Origin of the sequence: Chryseobacterium sp. PMSZPI (assembly GCF_002835665.1) — a bacterium.
Taxonomy (GTDB): domain Bacteria; phylum Bacteroidota; class Bacteroidia; order Flavobacteriales; family Weeksellaceae; genus Chryseobacterium.
In genome coordinates this window covers 43023-62623 of record NZ_PIZV01000012.1, presented here as the reverse complement: position 1 = coordinate 62623, position 19601 = coordinate 43023, and the positions used below count along the sequence as shown (strand labels likewise).

Below are 19601 nucleotides of genomic sequence, written 5' to 3'. Positions count from 1 at the left end.
GTTCTAATTTTGTCCTATAAAATTAAAATCAAATCCATCATGAAATTTAAAAAATTAGGAAACACTGGAGAGCAGCTATCTGCGATTGGTTTAGGATGTATGGGAATGAGCTTTGCTTATGGCCCGGCAGATGAGCAGGAAAGTATCAATACTTTACACAGGGCATTAGATTTAGGCGTTAACTTTTGGGATACAGCAGATATGTATGCCAATGGTGAAAACGAAAAATTAATTTCTAAAGTTTTGGTTCCGAACAGAGATAAAATCTTTATTGCTACAAAATTCGGATTCAGATTTAAAGGTGAAAAAGCAAGCCATAGCGGGGCGCCGGGAACTTATTTCGACGGATCTCCGGAATGGATCAGGCAAGCGGTAGATCTGAGTCTCCAACGATTAAAAATAGATGAAATTGATTTATACTATGCACACAGAATTGATCCGAATGTTCCGGTAGAAGAAACTGTAGGAGCTATGGCTGAATTAGTAAAAGCAGGAAAGGTAAAGTATATTGGGCTTTCAGAAGCATCTGCAGAATCTATCAGAAAAGCTAATGAGATTCATCCCATTGCCGCTTTACAATCTGAATATTCTATTTTGACCAAAGATATTGAAAAAGAGATTCTTCCAACCATCAGAGAACTTGGAATTTCACTGGTTCCTTACTCACCGCTAGCGAGAGGACTTTTTGCCAATATTAATGAAGTACAGAACTTTGGGAGCGACGATTTTAGAAAATCATTACCTCGTTATCAGCAGGAATATTTGGAAAACAATACGAAATTAGCCAAAGAAATTAACGATTTTGCAGCTTCTAAAGGAGTAAAAGGAACCCAATTGGCATTAGCCTGGGTATTGAATCAAGGAGACGATGTCATTCCGATTCCTGGAACCAAGCGAATCAAATATCTGGAAGAAAATATTGCTGCAGCTAATATTGATCTTTCCCAATCAGATTTAGAAACAATTGATGCTATTCTGAAAAAATATCCTAATGTAGGAGAAAGGTATAGTGAAGGCTCCATGAAATTAGTCAATAACTAAAAACTTATGAGAAGCTGAGTTCCTGAATTTTATATGGGAACTCGGCTTTTTTATTTGATAAAAACCAAACTAAAAATTTAATTATGAACAGAAGAGAACTATTAAAGAATAGTTTATTAGCAGGGACATTAAGCATGATCCCTTTTTCTAATGTATTAGCAACAACAAAAACTACAGCTAAAAAAATCGAAGATGATCTTTCAGGGTATAAGCATATTAAGCTTGGTGAGCTTGATTTATTTGTGCTCACTGATGGATATTTTCGTGAAAACAGTTTAAGTTCATTTGCTCCAAGAGGAAATGTATCCCAGATGAAAGCAATTCTTAAAGATAATTTTCGTTCTGAAGAGCATATTGATTTAGCATTTAATGTTTTATTGGTTAAAACTAAAGATAAACTAATTTTATTGGATACAGGTATAGGGATTTTTGCTGATGAAAAAAGTGGTTTTTTATTAAAAAGCCTTCAGAAAGCAGGATTTTCTGCAAAAGATATTACGGATGTCTTTATTTCTCATGCACATCCTGATCACATTGGCGGCACAGTAGATAAACAGCATAATCTTATATTTCCTAATGCCAATTTCTTTATTTCAAAAGCAGAATATGATTTTTGGAATAAGGCAACTCTTAAAGATTTTAATAATAGCGCTTTGAAAGAACAACCTGAATTTCTTAATCAGATTATTCCGGCGATTCAAAATATATTTAAAACGCTTCAACCAAAGTTGAAATTCTATGATCTCAACCAGGGCTTGTATGATCACTTCAGTTTTCAGGTGTTTCCGGGACATACTCCAGGGTTAACGGTAATGACGATAACATCAGGTAAAGAAAAATTAATATACATCGCAGATTTGATTCACTCTGATGTTATTCTGTTTCCTCATCCCGATTGGGGATTCTCCGGTGATACCGACTTGGATATCGCTGCGGCTTCAAGAAAAAAGTTTCTTCATCAGTTAGCCAATACCAGAGACAGAGCATTTGCTTCTCATTTACCTTGGCCGGGATTAGGTTTCACAAGGAAAAAAGATACAGCCTTTGAATGGATCCCGGAAAGCTTTATGAATTAACAGATTAACGCATTCATCTTAGATTAGCAAAAATCTGAAAGACTGAGTAGCTGTTTAAGAAATAAAAAGTTGTATCCTATATTAAACAGGAAAATATAGGATGCAACTTTATGAATTATATGAACAGGAAAATCTATGATTTTCAAAAAAAATACATGTTATTTGATATTCGAAACCTCTCCGAATATCAATTTAGGAGTATACAGTCTTCTGAACATTATATAAGTTATAGAAAGTACAATAAATGTTATAATCGCATCTATTGTAGCCGAGAAACCAAGCACTGCAATCTTGGAAAAGAAAGCGAAAATAATGTCAAAAAACATTCCTGCAAATACCCATTCTTTTAACCGTAACAGTTTGTTAGGGAAAAGTAAAATTAAAATCCCGGATATTTTAAAAATCCCTAAAATATAAATGAAATGTGGTGGGTAACCAAGTTGTTGGGTAATATCCCAGACAACGGGATTTTTGGTCAGTTCAAAGAAGCCGCTGGCTCCAAACCATAGTGACATAAAAATAGCTCCTGACCAATAGATGATTTTTGTTGTTTTTGTTTTCATTGTTGTATTATTTTTTATTGTTATGATTGCTTAAAAATTATTTGAAAGTCGTTTTTGTCGATCCTAATATTTCTCCGGTTTTTACATTCTGAATAAAGGCTACAACCTCCCAGTTTTCAAGAGAAAATTCCTCAGGAATTTTGAATATTGTTACTCCCTCCTGTTGCGGGTTTAATGAAATCTGGTTTTGTTGGTGAACAATTTGCCAGTGATGCAGGTGCCGTCCTTCATTCTCACCTTTTCCTACCTGAGTGGCAGAATGTTTTTCAACAAGATTAATGAGAAGCATGTTCTTAGAATCGGTGAAAGCTGTTTTATACTGAACTTTTATGCTATTCTGAAAAGCAGTTGCAGATAATTCTATGTTTGTTTTTTTCGAAGTCAACAGAGCCTTTTGAATCGCATTTTTGATGTTATTTTCATCAGAACCTACAAATTCTTTTTTTCCGTTCACTACCAGTTGTGGAGTATATACCTGCGAATTTAGAATACGGCTGTATTGCTGTTGCCGCTGTGAACTTTCAGGAGTACTGAACCGGTCTTTCCATCCAAGACGATTCCAGTAATCAATATGATAGGAGAGAAGATAAACTGGTTCGTCCTTATATTCTTTTTCAATTTTTCCCATTAGTTCATCTGCCGGTGGGCAACTTGAACAACCTTCTGAAGTGAAAAGCTCCAAAACAGCAAAACCATTGGTTTCAGAAGTTGGATGCTGTACCGTTTTTTGATCTTTATTTTGATGAATAAATGCTGAAGTAGCAAATAGCAATGCTGTGAAAGCGCTTACTGTAATTAAGTTTTTTAGTATCATGTCTTTTAATTTGATTCAAAAGTAGATACTCCACAATCACAAAAGAATACAAAAAAGGGTCAGCCGGACAAATCAAAAGGTGAATCCTGAAATTAGGAGGGGGAATTTTTTTGACTGAAAAACTAGAAGCCGGAGTTTTAGTTTTAGGAGTGCTGAGGAGATGATAGAAAAAGAAAACCCCGATCATATCAATCAGGGTTATAATTTATTTTTAAAAACTTCTATAGACTTCAAGTACTTCCAGCTCTCAGCCTCAAATTGATTGACTCCATTACCTATCTTCAAGCCAAGTGAAAAAACTATGGGTTTTCTCTTTGTTGATAAGAAGTTTTTCAGGAGTTTCAATCGTGAGTTTTACCAGTATTTTACGCTGAAAATAATGTTCCATTTCTTTAATGGCTTTAAAATTGACAATATATTGCCTGTTGATCCTAAAGAAATGTTTGTCTGAAACCAGCTCCAATACTTGTCCTAAAGGCTGGGTAAGGGGAAACTGTTCCTTGGTAAACGTTACCAGATGAGTGATTTCATTATGAATATAGAAATAGGCAATGTCTTCAGTAGGAATGGTGGTATATTTCTGATTTTTAAAAACCAGGAAACTACTTTTACCGGAAGGTTGGTTGATCTTTTGTATCAACGTTTCAAGATTGGGAAGGTCATTTTTCTGAAAGAATTTTTTTAGCTCATCAACCTTTCTCAGAGCTTCAGCAATGTCTTCCTTTGAAAAAGGTTTTAAAACATAATCAACACCCTGGCTTTTAAAAGCATCCAGCATATACTGATCAAATGCCGTACAGAAAACCACAGGACAGGTAATCTCCACCGATTTAAAAATTTCAAAGGAAAGCCCGTCCGAAAGCTGGATATCCATAAAGATAAGGTCAGGTTTGATATCCTTTAAGCCTTCAATGCTTGTTTCAATACTGTCATAAATGCCCAGAATCTTTGAGTCCGGTTTTAAGTCTGATAGTAAATTCTGAAGGGATTTTGCGGCCCTGAATTCATCTTCAATAATGATTATATTCATGAATTAATGGTAGTTTTATCTGAAAAGTTTTCTCATCTGAGTTAATGTTGATATCCTTTTCCAGCAAGTGTTTGTAACGCATTTTGATATTGTCAAGCCCTACTCCCAATGAATCTTCTGTATTTAGTTTCTTCTGTATAGGGTTTTCAATCACAATTTCGTCATCAGTATCATAGATTTTGATGTGTAAAGGTTTACTTTGTGATACAATATTGTGCTTGATGCAGTTCTCGACCAAAAGCTGAAGGGTGAATGGAGGAATAAGGGTTATATTAATTTCTTTTCCAAGGTCGTTGGTAAACTTAATTCCTTCTCCAAAACGTGCTTTCTGAAGAAAAAGATAGGCATCTACTATTTTCATTTCTTCCTGAACACTGATCAGATCAAGTTTTCTGCTTTCCAGTGTAAACCGGTAAAAATCAGAAAGCTTTACAATAAAATCAACCGTTTCTTCATCATGGGTTTCAGCCATTAACTTTAAAGTGTTCAGACTATTGAAAAGAAAATGTGGATTGATTTGTTGCTTTAATAATTCATACTGAGCTCCCAGATTATCACTTTTTACCTTTTCCAGTTCAAGCTGTATTTGCTGTCCTGTATAATTGTTTTGAAGCAAAGTAAGAAACATATAGCACACCAGGTTAATGAGAATCCCTCTTACTTCCACCATCAGCATCACCGGACCGAAATTAATATGTGAAAGAATCAGCTGCTGTATCCATGCCAGTCCAAACATAATCACCATCCCAAAAACCAGTATCACCATCAATCTTGAATAAGAAATATGCTGTCGGCGTTTTCCCGTACGGTTCAGCATATAAATATTGAGATACCACATAATGATGGAGAAAGCAGCTGTAATCGCTGAATTTACTACCGCTTCTTTCCAGTTGAATGCATGAGAAGCTAGCTGAGGTACAGAAGATAACACTCCAAGAAAAATAGAGCTTATCCAGATAATAGCTGGTGAGATTGTTATTTTTTGCTTTTGCATGAAATCAACTGATTTGAAAACGTTAAATTAATGTTTTTTATTAAAAATATTATGATAAATAGTAAAACCATAATTTTTATTACGGTCTGCTTACAGGGTGGTAACTCATAAAATATTGTATTCTTTCTTCTTTATTAGGAGAACTATTCTGTGCCGGATCATTTTTTATACTATAAGATATATTTCCAAGATGATCAGCCTGAACAATTTCAATACTTACCAGCTCTCCGGTAATTGTTCCTCCAATATATTGAGGATTATCATGGTATTTCCAGGTGACGAGTTTCATAACAGCACCTGTTTCAGGTGTCTGGCTTTCCTTTGATAAGGATTCCAATGCTTTTGCATTTCCATATAAAGCAGACATTGTTTCCTTCCTGGGATTTAAAGAATTGGAAATGAATTTGAGATTTCCCGGGTCAAAAACAACTCTTGAAAGTCTGTTATTTGTATCATTATTTTCTTTGTTGCAGGCGATAAGAGAAACAAGGCTTACCAATAAGACAAGGATTGTATTTTTCATTTTTTCTGTAGGTTTTTGATTAATCTTTGAGTATTTACTTTCATTGGAACATCAAACAGATATCCTGTTTTCTCTGCCAGCTGCCTGTGACATGCGATGCATGATTCTTTGGCGAAAGATGCAGTCTTTCCGGTTGGGTGAAGGTCTTCTCCTGAAAACTTCGCGAATCCCCAACCTTCAGTATCTTTATATTGCTTGGAGTCTTTTACCATAAATTGTGCATTGATAAATTTTCCGGGCCTGATTTCTCCGTTGGATAATTCCTTTTGATTCCATACAGATTTTACGATAACACTTCCGTCAGGCCAAGGATGAAAGTTTTCTGTTTCCACTGCTTTTACAGCAATATCATTTCCATAAATGACACGGATGGAATTATCAAAAAGAGTACTCATACTGATTACTTTCCAATTTTTAAAATCATCGGTATATTTAACACCATTAGGAGAAACGGGGGATTTTGAATGAGAGGAAGCAGGCAGAGTTGCAGTGGCTTCATGAATATTATTTGAGGCTTTTATTGCTGGCAGTGTACCTGCTAGAGAAAGTGTGTATTTTTTTATAACTTCCACATCTTTTGCCGTGATTTTAGCGGAAGGGTGCAGAATTGTATATTCATGAAGAGGCATTTTTCCGCTTTGCATCATATTCAGAATAGCATACATTTTTCCTTTATGCTCAGCAGGGGAAAGTTTATCCCATTCTGAAAAGTTTAAAACTTCTCTCGCTCTTTTTACATCTTTGTCTACTGCCCATGAAATAGGGGCAATTTTATCATACCAACTCAGATTCTGCTGGTTGGAATGACAGTTGAAACATGAGTTTTCAAGAATAGAAATAACTTCCCTCGGAGCTTCTATTTTTCCAGTTACAGGTTTTCCTTCCAAAGGTTTGTTGCAGAGTTGTAAACCTCCGAAGATTCCCAGTATAGCTAGAAAAGCTATGGCAATGGGATTTCTTTTTTTCTTTACAGTATCCATAATGAGTTTTATTTTCTGGCTCAAAAGTAGACGGATCGACACTGTGTTGAAATGTAAAAAAAGGTAAACCGGACAAACTGAAGGGTAAATCAGGAATTTTATCCGGTGAAATTGAAAGTGAAAAAAACTGATACATATTGCTCTGGATCTCCCGTTCGCATAGGATTGGGAAATAGGGCACAGTAAATTATGCAAATAAAAACCTCTCACTAAGGAGAGGTTTATGATTATTTGTCAAAAATTTCGATTATTATATTTTCAGGAATTATTCCAGAATAATCATAATCCTGAACGCTGAGTGGAGTAACTGAACTTATACAAATCACCTTATTGTTGTAATTAAATACTTTATAAGGATATTTTTTTGTATTGATTGTTTTCGTTTTCATATAAGAATTGATGTTATAAAACTCAATTGTTTTACTTGTACTTCCTGCAATAATACTGTTGCTGTCAAAATCAAAACTTGAAAGCTTAGAGTTTCCGGAAGGTAGATCATTTTGGTAAATCATTTGAGAGTTATATACCGATCCTGAACTTGCTGTAATGATTCTTCCATCAGGAAATGCTTCAAATATCCTATAGTTAAGAGGGTGGTCTCCATGATAAGAATCGTCCTGGTGGCTAATGTAATTACCATTAAGATCAAAATTATAAAGATCCATATCTATAGGTGAAATATTCTGTGTTATGGTATACAATTGTATAGAAGAAGCTCCTACAGTTTTTTTCATCCTTCCACTATTATAATAAAGTTGAGGTGATTGAGAAACCATAACTTTAGTTGCTCTGTCAACTGATTTAATAACGCTGGAACTGCTGGTGCTCGAAGAAGAACCATACAGCTTACCATTGTGATAAATAGTACTTATTAGCGGCATTCCGAAACTCACCTGATCTTTTAATGTCAGGTCATTACCATCATAGATATCTACCCAACCATCATTTCTGGGAACGTATAATTCTACATTACCATTATAAATACCAAGGTCAGAGTAGCCTAAAGTAGCATTAGTATTGATCTGATGCGTAACAGAGCCTGTATTTACATCATAAAGAGTAACTTTTCCGTTTGTGTCTAAAAGATATAGCTTTCCGGAATTTTTATCAAATTGAGCATCAAAAACTTTAAGATTAAGTGATTTAATATCAGCTCTTTCTATTTTTATAGTGTTACTTCTAACCTCTTCGCCATTAGGCTTAATACCTATAATCTGGTATTCTAAATAAGGACTAAATGGGACAACTGATGTGAACATAAACTGATTAGAGTTACTGTTACTGTTGCCAACTTCTGTTTGTACTCCATTTTGAGAATCACTTCTTACAATTTTATAATAATTATAAGTATTATTTCCGCTAAGAGTCCATTTTAAGGTTACTGTTTCAGTGGTATCATTGTAATTTGAGGTCAGATTGATTTTATTTTCTATAACAGGAGGTGTTACCACCTCCGTAATATCATCGTTTGAGCTGCTACATGAAAATATTGAGAAATAAGCAAATAATACGATTAAAGTTTTTTTCATAAATTTTAGATCCCGTCAATAATTTCATTTAAAACAGTGCTAGGTCTCATAGCAGCATAGGTCTTATACGTATCAGCCTTATAATATCCATCAATATTTTGAGGTTTACCTTGAGCACCAATTAATTCTGCATTGATTACTGCTTCATTTTCCTGCATTGCTTGTGCAATCGGAGCAAACTGAGCTGCTAATTCAGCATCAACAGTTTGGTTGGCTAAAGCTTCAGCCCAATACATTGCTAAATAGAAGTGAGAACCTCTGTTGTCAATTTGCCCTACTTTTCTTGCCGGAGATTTATCCGTAGCTAAGAATTTAGCGTTGGCTTCATCTAATGCATCTGCTAAAACCTGAGATTTTGTATTTCCCTGAGTTTGAGCTAAGTGTTCTAAAGAAGCTTGTAGAGCTAAGAACTCTCCTAAAGAATCCCATCTTAGGTATCCTTCTTCTAAGAATTGCTCAATGTGTTTTGGAGCAGAACCTCCGGCACCTGTTTCAAATAAACCACCACCATTCATTAATGGAACGATAGAAAGCATTTTTGCAGAAGTACCAAGTTCAAGAATTGGGAAAAGGTCAGTTAAGTAATCTCTCAATACATTTCCTGAAACAGAAATAGTATCTTTTCCTTCTCTTGCTCTTCTTAATGTTTCCGTCATGGCATCTTTTACATCCATAATTCTGATGTCAAGACCTGTCGTATCATAATCTGCAAGATATTTCTCTACTTTTTTGATGATTTCTCTATCGTGAGCTCTTCCTTTGTCTAACCAGAAAATAGCCGGAGTCTCAGAAAGTCTGGATCTGTTTACCGCTAATTTCACCCAGTCCTGAATAGGAGCATCTTTAGTCTGACACATTCTGAAGATATCATCTTTTTCTACTTTTTGAGAAAGAAGAACGTTACCCGCTTCATCCTGAACCTCTACAGTTCCGTCAGCAGATAATTGGAATGTTTTATCGTGAGAACCATATTCCTCAGCTTTTTGAGCCATCAAACCAACATTAGGGACAGATCCCATTGTTGTAGGGTCTAATTTTCCATGAGCTTTCATATCATCAATGACAGATTGATAGAAACCTGCATATGAACGGTCAGGAATGATACAAACCGTATCTTCTTCATTTCCGTCTTTGTTCCACATTTTACCTCCACCTCTTACAAGAGCAGCCATAGACGCATCAACGATGATGTCAGAAGGAACGTGGAAGTTAGTAATTCCTTTATCAGAATTTACCATTGCTACTCTTGGTCCGTCAGCAAGGGCTTTTTCGATATCGGCTTTGATGTCAGCTTCCTGAGCATTTCCTTTGATTTTTTCGAAAAGATCTGCAAGACCATTATTTGGATTGATATCTAAAGACTTGAAAGTTTCAGCATATTTCGTAAATACATCTTTGAAGAATGTTTCTACGATAGCCCCGAAAATAACCGGATCAGAGATTTTCATCATCGTAGCTTTAAGGTGAGCAGAAAGAAGTACATTTCTTTTCTTTGCTTCTTCGATGGCATCCTGAACAAATGCTTTTAATGCATTTAAGTTCATTACAGAAGAATCGATTACTTCTCCGGCCTGAAGACCTGCAAAATCTTTCAATACCGTTTCAGCACCATCATTTCCTTTGAATACGATTCTGTATTTTGTAGCGTTTTCTAACGTTGTAGAAGTTTCTGTTCCGTAGAAATCACCATTGTTCATGTGAGCTACATCAGTTTTGCTGTCAGATGCCCAGTCACCCATTCTGTGAGGGTTAGCTTTAGCATAATTTTTAACAGCTTTTGGAGCACGTCTGTCAGAGTTTCCTTCTCTCAATACAGGGTTCACAGCACTACCTAAAACCTTAGCATATTTAGCTTTGATTGCTTTTTCTTCGTCATTTTTAGGCTCTGCAGGATAATTTGGAACGGCAAATCCTTTAGCCTGAAGCTCAGCAATTGCAGCATCTAATTGAGGAACAGAAGCAGAAATATTTGGTAATTTGATGATATTAGCCTCTGGTTTGGTCGCTAATTCTCCTAATTCAGCTAAAGCATCACCAATTTTTTGGTCATCTTTTAAAAACTCAGGAAAGTTTGCTAAAATTCTTCCTGCCAAAGAAATATCCGGAACCGCGATCTCGATATTTGCTGATTTAGTGAAAGCTTTTACGATTGGTAAAAACGAATGTGTAGCCAGCATTGGAGCTTCATCAGTAAGTGTGTAATAGATTTTTGATTTTTCTGACATTATACTGTTATTTATTATTTGATTTTTTAAGACCCACAAATTTACTAAATATGATTGTTTTATTTAGGTTTTTTGCATAAAAAAGAGAAGGCCGTCTCAAAATTTATTTGAAACATTATATGAGTTTCGTTTCCTTTTATTGGAATATTAAATCCAGCTTTATTTTTACTTTAAGAATTATTTAACCTTTATTTGAAGGAAAAACTTTACATTTTGAGTAAATTTGAAAAACTTTAAAAAATAACATATTATGTCAACGACAATCACTTTAAAAGGAAACGAAGTACACACAATAGGAACATTACCATCAGTAGGAACAATCGTTAAGGATTTTGCTTTGGTAGATTCAGGATTAAATGTAAAAACATTAGAAAGCTTCGAAGGAAAGAAAAAAGTGTTCAATATCTTCCCAAGTATTGATACACCTACTTGTGCAGCTTCCAGCAGAAAATTTAATGAAGAAGCTTCAAAATTAGATGGGACGGTGATTATTAATGTTTCTAAAGATCTTCCGTTCGCATTAGGAAGATTCTGTGCAGCAGAAGGATTGAATAACGTTGAGACCCTTTCAGATTTCAGAAGCAGCTTTGGTGATGATTATGAAGTGACGATTACAGATTCTCCTTTGAAAGGATTATTAAGCCGTGCCGTAATCGTTACAGATGAAAACAATAAAGTGGTGTATACAGAGCAGGTTTCAGAAATTGCCGATGAGCCTAATTATGAAGCAGCACTTGCAGCATTAAAATAAAATGATGTAAAAGTTGTTTAAACTTTATAAATCACAGAGGCTTTCATTTTAAAACACTTTAGTTCACTTAAGTAAGTTTGTTTAAAACGATTTCGTAGAAAAGTCCATATCAGATGAAAATCAAAGATTTTCACAAAGCTTAAGTGTCCTTATTATGCATAAGGCCTGACTCTAAAAAACTTAAGTGGTGAAACCTTTTGTGGTTAAAAATAATCAATATAAAAGTTTAAACAGCTTCGTATTGAATTAAACCTATAAATGCCTTGTAAAACTAGTTTTTGCAAGGCTTTTTTAGCTAACAAAATCATTTTTTGAAGGAAGTTTTTTTTTATTTATTTTATTGAAAATAAATTGTTTGTGTTTGATTTTTGTGGTTTTGTGCTAGTAGTGAGAAAAAGTATCGTTGATAAAATTAATTTAACGATTGTAAAGATTTTATGATGTACCTTTATCATCAGCAAATTTTAATATGATCATCATGGAACAAAAAGACTTAACCATTATTTTGGTACATGGAGCCTGGGGAGATGGCTCACATTGGCAGTACATTATTCCTGCTCTTACCAAAGCAGGATATAAAGTGAGAAGTGTTCAGAATCCTTTAACCTCATTACAGGATGATATTAATAAGACTAAGGATCTTATTGATGCTCAGGATGGGAAAGTGCTTTTAGTAGGACATTCCTATGGGGGAGCTGTTATTTCAGGGGCTGGAAATCATGATAAAGTGGCCGGTTTGGTTTATATTGCGGCTTTTGCACCCGATGCAGGAGATAGCTTAGGTTCTCTTCTGGGAAGAAGGGAATCCCCTGGTGGAGCGAGTATTTATCCTGATAATAAAGGTTTTTTGTGGATCAAATATGATGAATTTCAATCGGCATTCTGTCAGGATTTGGACGATGAAAAAGCTCTGGTAATGGCATTGTCTCAAAAACCTATTCATGGCCAGTGTTTTGGTGATGAAGCAGGGGAACCGGCATGGAAGAAAAAGCCGAGTTGGTATCAGATTTCAGAGAAGGATCGCATGATTCCGGCTGAAACAGAAAAGGAAATGGCGGAACGTCTAGAACCGAAGAAAATAATTTCATTAGACGCAGGTCATGCTTCATTAGCATCACATCCTGAAGAAGTTACCCAACTGATTTTAGAGGCAGCTTCTTCACTTTAAAAAATATACCTGGAGCCTGTTTAAATTTAAAAAGTTTTATTTTAAGAATTAATTTACCATTTTTTATTACAAATAAGTTTCACCATTAAGATTCTTAAGATTTTTAGAATATTAAGTTTGAGCTGCGCTTTCATGCACTTTGCTTATAAAAAATCTTTGATTTTTTCTTAATTACCCTCAACAACTTAATTCATCTTAAGGGGTCAAATAAATTTTTAATAAAATTTAAACATTCTCTTATAAACTTTTGTAATGCCTTGGAATGTTCTACGTAACTTCACAAGGCTCTTTAATGAAATACTTATTCAAAAATGGTAAAAAGAATCGTAGCCAATATAAAGACGAATGATCTGTCAAAAGCCAGTCTGTTTTATCAGGATATTTTAGAACTTGATGTTTTGATGGATCTTGGTTGGATCAAAACTTTCGGAAATAATGAAGAATCCAAAGTTCAGATTAGTTTTGCTGAACAAGGCGGAAATGATACCGAGGTACCGGATTTCTCCATTGAAGTGGATGATGTGGACAAAATTTATGATAAAATGAAAAAGGAAGAATTTAAAATCGTATATGACATTACTAATGAAGAATGGGGCGTTCGTCGATTTTTTGTTAAAGATCCATTTGGAAAAGTAATTAATATCCTTTCTCATCAATAAAATTGATACATATGAAAGCAGACCGTATTATTCCTATTCTCAGAATTTTTGATTATCAGAAGACAAAAGAATTTTATGTAGACTGGTTAGGGTTTGAGATCGTTTGGGAGCATTATTTTGATGAAAATACTCCGGTGTATATGGAAGTGAAAAGAGAAAATATCATTTTTCATTTAAGCGAACATCATGGAGACGGAACTCCGGGAACCAGAGTTGCTGTTTGGGGAGAAGGCGTTCCGGAATACCACAAGGAACTGATAGACAAAAAATATAAATATAACCGTCCGGGTCTTGAAAAAACATTCTACGGAGCTGTCTCTTTTACCGTAATTGATCCTGTTGGAAATCAAATTACTTTTGAAGAAGAATATAATGAAGAGAAGCATAAAGACCTGAAGTTCTATTCTATGGATTAATGATTCAAATCATTAAGATTTAGGATGAATAATACTACCTTTGTTTTTTAATTTTAAAGATGAAGCGTTCAGGAACAGCAGATTTACCTCTTCACTACGGCAAGGTACCGCCGTGGCTCTATGAACGTATGTCTATCCTTGGACTTTCTATCGTTGAAGTCATTCTTATGGATTACGGAAAAGATGAAGTTCTTCGCAGATTGGCCGATCCGTTTTGGTTTCAAAGTTTCGGAGCTGTAATGGGCATGGACTGGCATTCATCAGGAATTACCACTTCGGTAATGGGGGCTTTGAAGCGTTCTATTAATCCAAATTCTCAGTCATTAGGACTTTACATTTGTGGTGGAAAAGGAAAGTTTTCCAGAGAAACTCCTTCAGAATTGATCCAGATTGCAGACAAAACAGGTTTGAATGGAACAGAGCTGGTAAGAGCCAGTAAGCTTTCAGCCAAGGTAGATAATACGGCTATTCAGGACGGATATCAATTATATCTGCATAATTTTGTTTTATCCGATAACGGAAACTGGAGTGTTATCCAACAAGGAATGCACGAGTCAGATGGAACAGCAAGGCGTTATCATTGGCATTCTGAAAATATAAAATCATTTGTAGAGGAACCTCATACAGGAATTAATGGCGTTTCCAGAGGAAGAATCCTTAATTTAACCGACGCTGATGCTTCTGAAAACCGAAAAGGAATTCTGGATATTTCCCATACAGATTCCGCAGAAGTCATGAAGGATTTTTCAAGACTGATTCTTCCCGCTCATCACGACGTGCAGGCTTCTGATGTTGATCTAAAACGTTTAGGAGCTCTTTTATACGTTACTCGTGAACAACAGCCACAAAACTTTGAAGATTTACTGATGCTGGAAGGTGTCGGACCGAGAACAATGCAGTCGCTGGCTTTGGTAAGCGAAGTCATTCACGGTGCACCATCAAGGTTTAAAGATCCCGCAAGGTTTTCTTTTGCCCATGGAGGTAAAGATGGACATCCTTTTCCTGTGCCTGTTAATACTTATGATGAGAGTATCAATATCCTTAGAAGAGGAATTGAAAAATCTAAATTGGGAAACACAGATAAACTAAATTCTCTGAATAAACTGCATCAAATTGTAGCGGCTGCCGAAAAAGATTTTACACCCGATTTTGACATTCAGGATGTTATTGAAGATGAACGGCAAAATTCATGGCGGTTTGGAGGTAAAACAGTTTTTGGAGATGCACAAAAGCCAAACCCTTCAAAATCTATACAGTTGACTTTATTCTAAGGAAAGAGTATTGATCTTTTAAAATCTTTGTAAAAACAAAAATACATGTCATAATTCTTGTTGAGATCTGGATTAATAATCCTGCAAGATTAGTCTTTGGAGTGAAATTGAATTTTTGATTTGATGGGCGGCAGAATGCTTATGTTTAGTTTTTATTATTTGTAAAATGCTTTAATTACAATGTGGTATGTGGTGTTTTTTATAATTTGTTTAATAATTTTTGGTCTTAATTCAATAAAAAATTTTAATTTTAAAATCTTAAAAAAAATGATCTGATGACTCATAAAGCCTTAGAAATATGTTACGACTTTCCGTTTTTTCTCAAGGAGGAACTTGATGAAATATTTCAGGCCCATGAAAAAAAGTCATTTCAAAAAGGGGATATTATTCTTGAAGAAGGAAAAACAGCCAATGAATACTATATTCTGGATCAAGGGCTAGCGCGTTCCTTTGTTAATGATTTTAACGGGAATGAGGTGACTACTCATTTTTTTGTTGAAAATGAAGTCATTATTGAGGTTTTATCATTGTTTCAAAGAATTCCGTCTCAGGAAAATATTGTTTGCATTACCGATTGCGAATGCTGGAAGCTTGATTATGATACTTTCCAGGAACTATTTCATAAAATTCCTAACCTTAGAGAATGGGGGAGATCCTGGATGTCCAAAGAGCTTTTCGACTACAAACAACGATCTGTAGAAATGTTTACCCTTTCAGCTACCAAAAGATATCTTAATCTCCTGGAACAAAAATCTAAAGTCATCCAATTTGCTCCTTTAAAGCAGATTGCATCCTATCTGGGAGTTACAGACACTTCTTTAAGCCGTATTCGTAAGGAGTTGGTTTCTCATCCAAAGAAAAATTAAATCTTGCCTTATGGCAAGTAGACTTTCATTATACCTTGGTAATTTTGGTTAAAAGTTTAACACTAAAAATTACAAAAATGAAAGCCAATCAAATCTATGTGAATCTTCCGGTAAAAGATGTGCAGAAAACAAAAAACTTCTGGACTCAACTCGGTTTTACAATTAATGAACAATTTTCAGATGACCAGGCAACGTGTGTTCAGATGAAAGAAGATAATATCTATGTAATGTTCCTGAAAGAAGACTATTTCAAGACTTTTACCAATAAACCTATTGCTAAAGAAAATACAAGCCAGGTTTTGGTGGCTATAGGTCTTAATAGTCGGGAAGAAGTAGATAAAGTAGTGAACTCTGCCCTGGAAAATGGAGGGTCACAACATGAAGAGCCTCAGGATTACGGTTGGATGTATCAAAATTCTTTTTGGGATCCGGACGGACATGGCTGGAATATGACTTTTGCTGATCCGTCTCAAATGCCTGGACAATAATATCCAACGCTTCATAACATTTATTCTTTAAAAAACATGTCCTCTGTGACTTAAAAATGGGTTTCCCATTGAGATAGAATTCATTTTTACCATATAAGAAATAGATCTTTATTACCGGAGGGTGTTTAGATTAGAAATTTCACACTAAAAATTACAAAATGAAAATAAACCAGATTTATGTCAATTTACCTATAAAAGACGTACAAAAAACCAGAGCATTTTGGACGAATCTCGGATTCTCCATCAACGAACAATTCTCAAATGATAAAGCAATATGTGTCATCATGAAAGAAGACCATATTTATACAATGTTTTTGAAGGAAGAATTTTTTCAAACATTTACAAACCGGCCTTTTGCTAAAGGAGATACTACGCAGGTGCTTCTTGCGATTGGTGTAAATAGCCGTGATGAGGTGGACCAGCTGGTAAAAACAGCAATTGAGAACGGAGGGTCAAAATACAGTGAGCCTATGGACCACGGCTGGATGTATCAAAGTAGCTTCGCAGATATCGACGGACATCAATGGGAAGTAATGTATGGTGATGTCTCTCAGTTTCCTGCAGAATAATATATCAATTTGAATAATCATTTTATTAACCCTGATCTTATGGAAGTTAAATCAAAAGAAATAGAATTGGTGAAACATCAGGTAGATGTTACGTACCAAGTGGTTTCTATCAACATAGAAGGTATTACTCACGAAGAATCAATGATTTTTCCTAATGGAGAGGCCAATTGTATGAATTGGGTTTTAGGACATCTGATTTATGTAAGAAATGGTCTGTTAAACATTTTAGAAGGAGAGCCTATATGGGACGGCGACAAATTTTCTGCGTACAATAGAGGGGTTATTGCTTTAGAAAGAAAAGATGAATTGATCAATTTTGAAGAACTAAAATCATATTTAAAGCAATCACAAGACAAATTGAATGCAAAACTGGCTACTCTTGAGACTTTCCGTGAGGAGCAGATTAAAGATATTGCAACCCTTTGTTTTCACGAGAACTATCATAGTGGACAGCTAGGCTATATCCGTAGAATTCTGGGGAAATCCGGAGCGATAAAATAATTCTTGTGGCTATAAAACCCTCGCAGATGGAGGAAATTACACAGATTTAAACAAAATTTGCGCAATCTGCACAATCAGCGTGAAGCACAATATACCGTATTTTATTTAGCAATATAAAAATTCGTGCATTCGTGGCTATAAAACCCTCGCAGATGGAGGAGATTATACAGATTTAAACACAATCTGCAAAATCAGTGTAAGGCAAAGAATAGCAGTATTCAGTCAATTTTATCGCAAATAAAATTCTTGTGCCTCTGTCTTATTTCCAACAATTAAAATTAATCTATAAAAACAAAAAAAATGGACACCCCAAAATCAAAAAAAATAGAGCTTATTATTCCTGCTTACAGAATGCATTCCCAAAGTTTTATGAATGTTTTGGATGGCATTTCGGAAGAAGATGCATTGAAAAGGATTGAAAATAAAACCAATCATATAGTATGGATGGTAGGAAATTTTGTGAATATGCGATATGGCTTAGGCTGGGTATTGGGTCTACAAGAGCAAGATCCAAACAATGATTTGTTTTTCCAGGGAAAAGCATTAGATGAAAATGTAAAATATCCGACGCTGGCTGAATTGAAGAAAAATTTTCATGAAATTTCCCCTAAAATTTACCAAAAACTATGGGAGGTTACTGATGAAGAGCTCGATGAATTATTTGAAATAGGAATGAAGATTCCTTTTGTGAAAGAAACAAAACTCAATTTTATCGGAATGTGTATTGGTCGTGAGGATTACCTTAGTGGACAAATAGGGCTAATGCGTAAAATTCTGGGATATCCGGGGATGAAGTACGAGATGGATGAAAACCTCAAATATTAATCAATGAATCCGGTAGAAAAAGGTTATAAAAAAGTCAATGGAATTCAATTGTACTATGAAATTTATGGTTCAGGCAAACCATTGGTTTTGATTCACGGAGGAGGTTCTTCTATTTTATTCGATTTTAAAGAAGTTATTGAAAGGCTGGACGATCAATTTCAATTAATCGGGATTGATTTACAAAACCACGGAAGAAGTGAACATCGTGATATTCCTGAAACATTTGAACAGGATGCGCATGATGTGGTGGCTCTTTTAGCGGAACTCAATATTGATAGAGCTTCTTTTTGGGGATTCAGCAATGGAGGAAATACCGTGATGCAAATTGCATATCGTTACCCTGAAATTGTAGACAACTTAGTCGTCGCATCAGCCTTCTATAAAAAAAGTGGAATGATGGATGGCTTTTTTGAAGCAATGCAAGAAGCTACTTTAGAATCGATGCCGGAACCATTGAAAATCAATTTTTTGAATCTTAATCCGGATTTCTCAAAGTTGGAGAACCTTTTTGATAAAGACAGCAAAAGAATGCAAACCTTTGAAGACTGGGATGATGAAGTATTACAGGCTATAAAAGCTCCGACATTATTTATCAGTGGTGATAAAGATGTTATGAAGCCTGAGCATACCATAGCAATGTGGCATTTAGTAAAAGAGGCCCAGGTAATGATCCTTCCGGGCGTGCATGGAGCTTATATGATGGCTGATTTTGCGGGATATGTCAACAAAAACTTAGTAGACTTTACAACTAAAGAGGTGGAAACATTTTTAAAAAAACAATAAAAGAATAATAAATAACATTTAAAATTAAAAATCATGGCTAAATTAAATCCGTATCTGAATTTTAATGGTACAGCTGAAGAAGCGTTCAATTTTTACAAATCTATTTTTGGAGGTGAATTTGTGGGGGGTATCCATAAAATGGGAAATGCTCCCGGTACCGAAAATCTATCAGATGAAGAAAAAAACAGAGTAATGCATGTGGCATTACCGATAGGAAATGACCTTTTAATGGCTTCTGATATTGTTCCCGGATTTGGACAGACTCTGACAGTCGGAAACAATAACTACGTTTCTATTTTCCCGGATTCAAGAGCAGAAGCAGACCGAATTTTTAAAGGACTTTCTGAAGGTGGATCAGTAGAAATGCCTCTTGAAGATCAATTTTGGGGAGACTATTTTGGTAGCTTTCAGGATAAATATGGTGTTCATTGGATGGTGAACTATAATGAAGAATACGCAAAATAATCTTATATTTAACTCATTATAAAAAAAGGGATATCTGTTTTTCAGATAGCCCTTTTGTCCCAAT

22 protein-coding genes are annotated in these 19601 nt (G+C 35.1%); 14 read left to right on the top strand and 8 right to left on the bottom strand.

All coding sequences use genetic code 11. The annotated features are described in order from the left end of the window. Positions 1–39: 39 nt before the first annotated feature. Positions 40–1041, top strand: a complete 1002-nt coding sequence (locus CW752_RS03260) for an aldo/keto reductase (protein ID WP_101238359.1) — start codon at positions 40–42, stop codon at positions 1039–1041. Between the two features lie 83 nt (positions 1042–1124). Further along, positions 1125–2117, top strand: a complete 993-nt coding sequence (locus CW752_RS03255) for an MBL fold metallo-hydrolase (RefSeq protein WP_101238358.1) — start codon at positions 1125–1127, stop codon at positions 2115–2117. A gap of 158 nt (positions 2118–2275) precedes the next feature. Here CW752_RS03255 and CW752_RS03250 read toward each other — a convergent pair whose 3' ends face one another. The 8 genes from CW752_RS03250 to CW752_RS03215 all read right to left on the bottom strand — a co-directional run bounded on the left by CW752_RS03250 (position 2276) and on the right by CW752_RS03215 (position 10775). Continuing rightward, positions 2276–2680 (bottom strand): DoxX family protein, encoded by a 405-nt coding sequence (locus tag CW752_RS03250; protein ID WP_101238357.1) that lies wholly within the window; start codon positions 2678–2680, stop codon positions 2276–2278. Between the two features lie 37 nt (positions 2681–2717). Next, positions 2718–3494, bottom strand: a complete 777-nt coding sequence (locus CW752_RS03245) for a DUF1223 domain-containing protein (protein WP_101238356.1) — start codon at positions 3492–3494, stop codon at positions 2718–2720. Positions 3495–3765: 271 nt separating this feature from the next. After that, positions 3766–4524, bottom strand: a complete 759-nt coding sequence (locus tag CW752_RS03240; RefSeq protein WP_101238355.1) for a LytR/AlgR family response regulator transcription factor — start codon at positions 4522–4524, stop codon at positions 3766–3768. After that, entirely contained in the window at positions 4505–5518 is a 1014-nt protein-coding gene (locus CW752_RS03235) for a sensor histidine kinase (protein WP_101238354.1), read from the bottom strand. Before CW752_RS03235 ends, CW752_RS03240 begins: the two co-directional genes overlap by 20 nt. A 79-nt stretch (positions 5519–5597) precedes the next feature. Next, positions 5598–6041 carry a hypothetical protein gene (locus tag CW752_RS03230; RefSeq protein WP_101238353.1) on the bottom strand — a complete coding sequence of 148 codons (444 nt, stop codon included), beginning with the start codon at positions 6039–6041 and terminating at the stop codon, positions 5598–5600. Further along, positions 6038–7021, bottom strand: coding sequence for a heme-binding domain-containing protein (locus tag CW752_RS03225; RefSeq protein WP_101238352.1), 984 nt, complete (start codon positions 7019–7021; stop codon positions 6038–6040). Before CW752_RS03225 ends, CW752_RS03230 begins: the two co-directional genes overlap by 4 nt. Before the next feature lie 227 nt (positions 7022–7248). After that, positions 7249–8550, bottom strand: coding sequence for a hypothetical protein (locus CW752_RS03220; RefSeq protein WP_101238351.1), 1302 nt, complete (start codon positions 8548–8550; stop codon positions 7249–7251). A gap of 5 nt (positions 8551–8555) precedes the next feature. Next, positions 8556–10775: an NADP-dependent isocitrate dehydrogenase gene (locus CW752_RS03215; protein WP_101238350.1), complete on the bottom strand. Its 2220-nt coding sequence runs from the start codon at positions 10773–10775 to the stop codon at positions 8556–8558. Positions 10776–11025: 250 nt separating this feature from the next. Here CW752_RS03215 and tpx point away from each other — a divergent pair, with 250 nt between their 5' ends. The 12 genes from tpx (at position 11026) to CW752_RS03155 (ending at position 19537) form a co-directional block, all read left to right on the top strand. Next, a complete protein-coding gene (tpx, locus tag CW752_RS03210) occupies positions 11026–11526 on the top strand; it encodes a thiol peroxidase (RefSeq protein WP_101238349.1) in 501 nt (166 codons plus the stop codon). A 478-nt stretch (positions 11527–12004) separates the two neighbouring features. Beyond that, the gene (locus CW752_RS03205) at positions 12005–12694 is read left to right on the top strand and encodes an alpha/beta hydrolase (RefSeq protein ID WP_101238381.1); all 690 of its coding nucleotides are present in this window, start codon (positions 12005–12007) and stop codon (positions 12692–12694) included. A gap of 311 nt (positions 12695–13005) precedes the next feature. Beyond that, complete coding sequence (locus CW752_RS03200; protein ID WP_101238348.1) at positions 13006–13353, top strand: VOC family protein; 348 nt, start codon at positions 13006–13008, stop codon at positions 13351–13353. Positions 13354–13364: 11 nt separating this feature from the next. Then, positions 13365–13769: a glyoxalase superfamily protein gene (locus CW752_RS03195; RefSeq protein ID WP_101238347.1), complete on the top strand. Its 405-nt coding sequence runs from the start codon at positions 13365–13367 to the stop codon at positions 13767–13769. A gap of 59 nt (positions 13770–13828) precedes the next feature. After that, positions 13829–15040 carry a DUF763 domain-containing protein gene (locus CW752_RS03190; protein ID WP_101238346.1) on the top strand — a complete coding sequence of 404 codons (1212 nt, stop codon included), beginning with the start codon at positions 13829–13831 and terminating at the stop codon, positions 15038–15040. Between the two features lie 275 nt (positions 15041–15315). After that, positions 15316–15906 (top strand): Crp/Fnr family transcriptional regulator, encoded by a 591-nt coding sequence (locus CW752_RS03185; protein WP_101238345.1) that lies wholly within the window; start codon positions 15316–15318, stop codon positions 15904–15906. Between the two features lie 77 nt (positions 15907–15983). Continuing rightward, the gene (locus CW752_RS03180; protein ID WP_101238344.1) at positions 15984–16394 is read left to right on the top strand and encodes a VOC family protein; all 411 of its coding nucleotides are present in this window, start codon (positions 15984–15986) and stop codon (positions 16392–16394) included. 158 nt (positions 16395–16552) lie between these two features. Continuing rightward, complete coding sequence (locus CW752_RS03175) at positions 16553–16963, top strand: VOC family protein (RefSeq protein ID WP_101238343.1); 411 nt, start codon at positions 16553–16555, stop codon at positions 16961–16963. A 39-nt stretch (positions 16964–17002) separates the two neighbouring features. Beyond that, a complete protein-coding gene (locus CW752_RS03170) occupies positions 17003–17464 on the top strand; it encodes a hypothetical protein (protein ID WP_101238342.1) in 462 nt (153 codons plus the stop codon). 300 nt (positions 17465–17764) lie between these two features. Beyond that, on the top strand, positions 17765–18289 hold the full coding sequence (locus tag CW752_RS03165) for a hypothetical protein (protein ID WP_101238341.1): 525 nt from the start codon (positions 17765–17767) through the stop codon (positions 18287–18289). A gap of 3 nt (positions 18290–18292) precedes the next feature. Beyond that, complete coding sequence (locus tag CW752_RS03160) at positions 18293–19072, top strand: alpha/beta fold hydrolase (protein ID WP_101238340.1); 780 nt, start codon at positions 18293–18295, stop codon at positions 19070–19072. A 33-nt stretch (positions 19073–19105) separates the two neighbouring features. Then, complete coding sequence (locus CW752_RS03155) at positions 19106–19537, top strand: VOC family protein (RefSeq protein ID WP_101238339.1); 432 nt, start codon at positions 19106–19108, stop codon at positions 19535–19537. Positions 19538–19601 lie beyond the last annotated feature (64 nt).

Excerpts from the sequence above, each read along its gene's own strand:
- CW752_RS03260 (WP_101238359.1), top strand. The coding sequence starts at position 40 with ATGAAATTTAAAAAATTAGGAAACACTGGAGAGCAGCTATCTGCGATT.
- CW752_RS03255 (WP_101238358.1), top strand. The coding sequence starts at position 1,125 with ATGAACAGAAGAGAACTATTAAAGAATAGTTTATTAGCAGGGACATTA.
- CW752_RS03250 (WP_101238357.1), bottom strand. The coding sequence starts at position 2,680 with ATGAAAACAAAAACAACAAAAATCATCTATTGGTCAGGAGCTATTTTT.
- CW752_RS03245 (WP_101238356.1), bottom strand. The coding sequence starts at position 3,494 with ATGATACTAAAAAACTTAATTACAGTAAGCGCTTTCACAGCATTGCTA.
- CW752_RS03240 (WP_101238355.1), bottom strand. The coding sequence starts at position 4,524 with ATGAATATAATCATTATTGAAGATGAATTCAGGGCCGCAAAATCCCTT.
- CW752_RS03235 (WP_101238354.1), bottom strand. The coding sequence starts at position 5,518 with ATGCAAAAGCAAAAAATAACAATCTCACCAGCTATTATCTGGATAAGC.
- CW752_RS03230 (WP_101238353.1), bottom strand. The coding sequence starts at position 6,041 with ATGAAAAATACAATCCTTGTCTTATTGGTAAGCCTTGTTTCTCTTATC.
- CW752_RS03225 (WP_101238352.1), bottom strand. The coding sequence starts at position 7,021 with ATGGATACTGTAAAGAAAAAAAGAAATCCCATTGCCATAGCTTTTCTA.
- CW752_RS03220 (WP_101238351.1), bottom strand. The coding sequence starts at position 8,550 with ATGAAAAAAACTTTAATCGTATTATTTGCTTATTTCTCAATATTTTCA.
- CW752_RS03215 (WP_101238350.1), bottom strand. The coding sequence starts at position 10,775 with ATGTCAGAAAAATCAAAAATCTATTACACACTTACTGATGAAGCTCCA.
- tpx (WP_101238349.1), top strand. The coding sequence starts at position 11,026 with ATGTCAACGACAATCACTTTAAAAGGAAACGAAGTACACACAATAGGA.
- CW752_RS03205 (WP_101238381.1), top strand. The coding sequence starts at position 12,005 with ATGGAACAAAAAGACTTAACCATTATTTTGGTACATGGAGCCTGGGGA.
- CW752_RS03200 (WP_101238348.1), top strand. The coding sequence starts at position 13,006 with ATGGTAAAAAGAATCGTAGCCAATATAAAGACGAATGATCTGTCAAAA.
- CW752_RS03195 (WP_101238347.1), top strand. The coding sequence starts at position 13,365 with ATGAAAGCAGACCGTATTATTCCTATTCTCAGAATTTTTGATTATCAG.
- CW752_RS03190 (WP_101238346.1), top strand. The coding sequence starts at position 13,829 with ATGAAGCGTTCAGGAACAGCAGATTTACCTCTTCACTACGGCAAGGTA.
- CW752_RS03185 (WP_101238345.1), top strand. The coding sequence starts at position 15,316 with ATGACTCATAAAGCCTTAGAAATATGTTACGACTTTCCGTTTTTTCTC.
- CW752_RS03180 (WP_101238344.1), top strand. The coding sequence starts at position 15,984 with ATGAAAGCCAATCAAATCTATGTGAATCTTCCGGTAAAAGATGTGCAG.
- CW752_RS03175 (WP_101238343.1), top strand. The coding sequence starts at position 16,553 with ATGAAAATAAACCAGATTTATGTCAATTTACCTATAAAAGACGTACAA.
- CW752_RS03170 (WP_101238342.1), top strand. The coding sequence starts at position 17,003 with ATGGAAGTTAAATCAAAAGAAATAGAATTGGTGAAACATCAGGTAGAT.
- CW752_RS03165 (WP_101238341.1), top strand. The coding sequence starts at position 17,765 with ATGGACACCCCAAAATCAAAAAAAATAGAGCTTATTATTCCTGCTTAC.
- CW752_RS03160 (WP_101238340.1), top strand. The coding sequence starts at position 18,293 with ATGAATCCGGTAGAAAAAGGTTATAAAAAAGTCAATGGAATTCAATTG.
- CW752_RS03155 (WP_101238339.1), top strand. The coding sequence starts at position 19,106 with ATGGCTAAATTAAATCCGTATCTGAATTTTAATGGTACAGCTGAAGAA.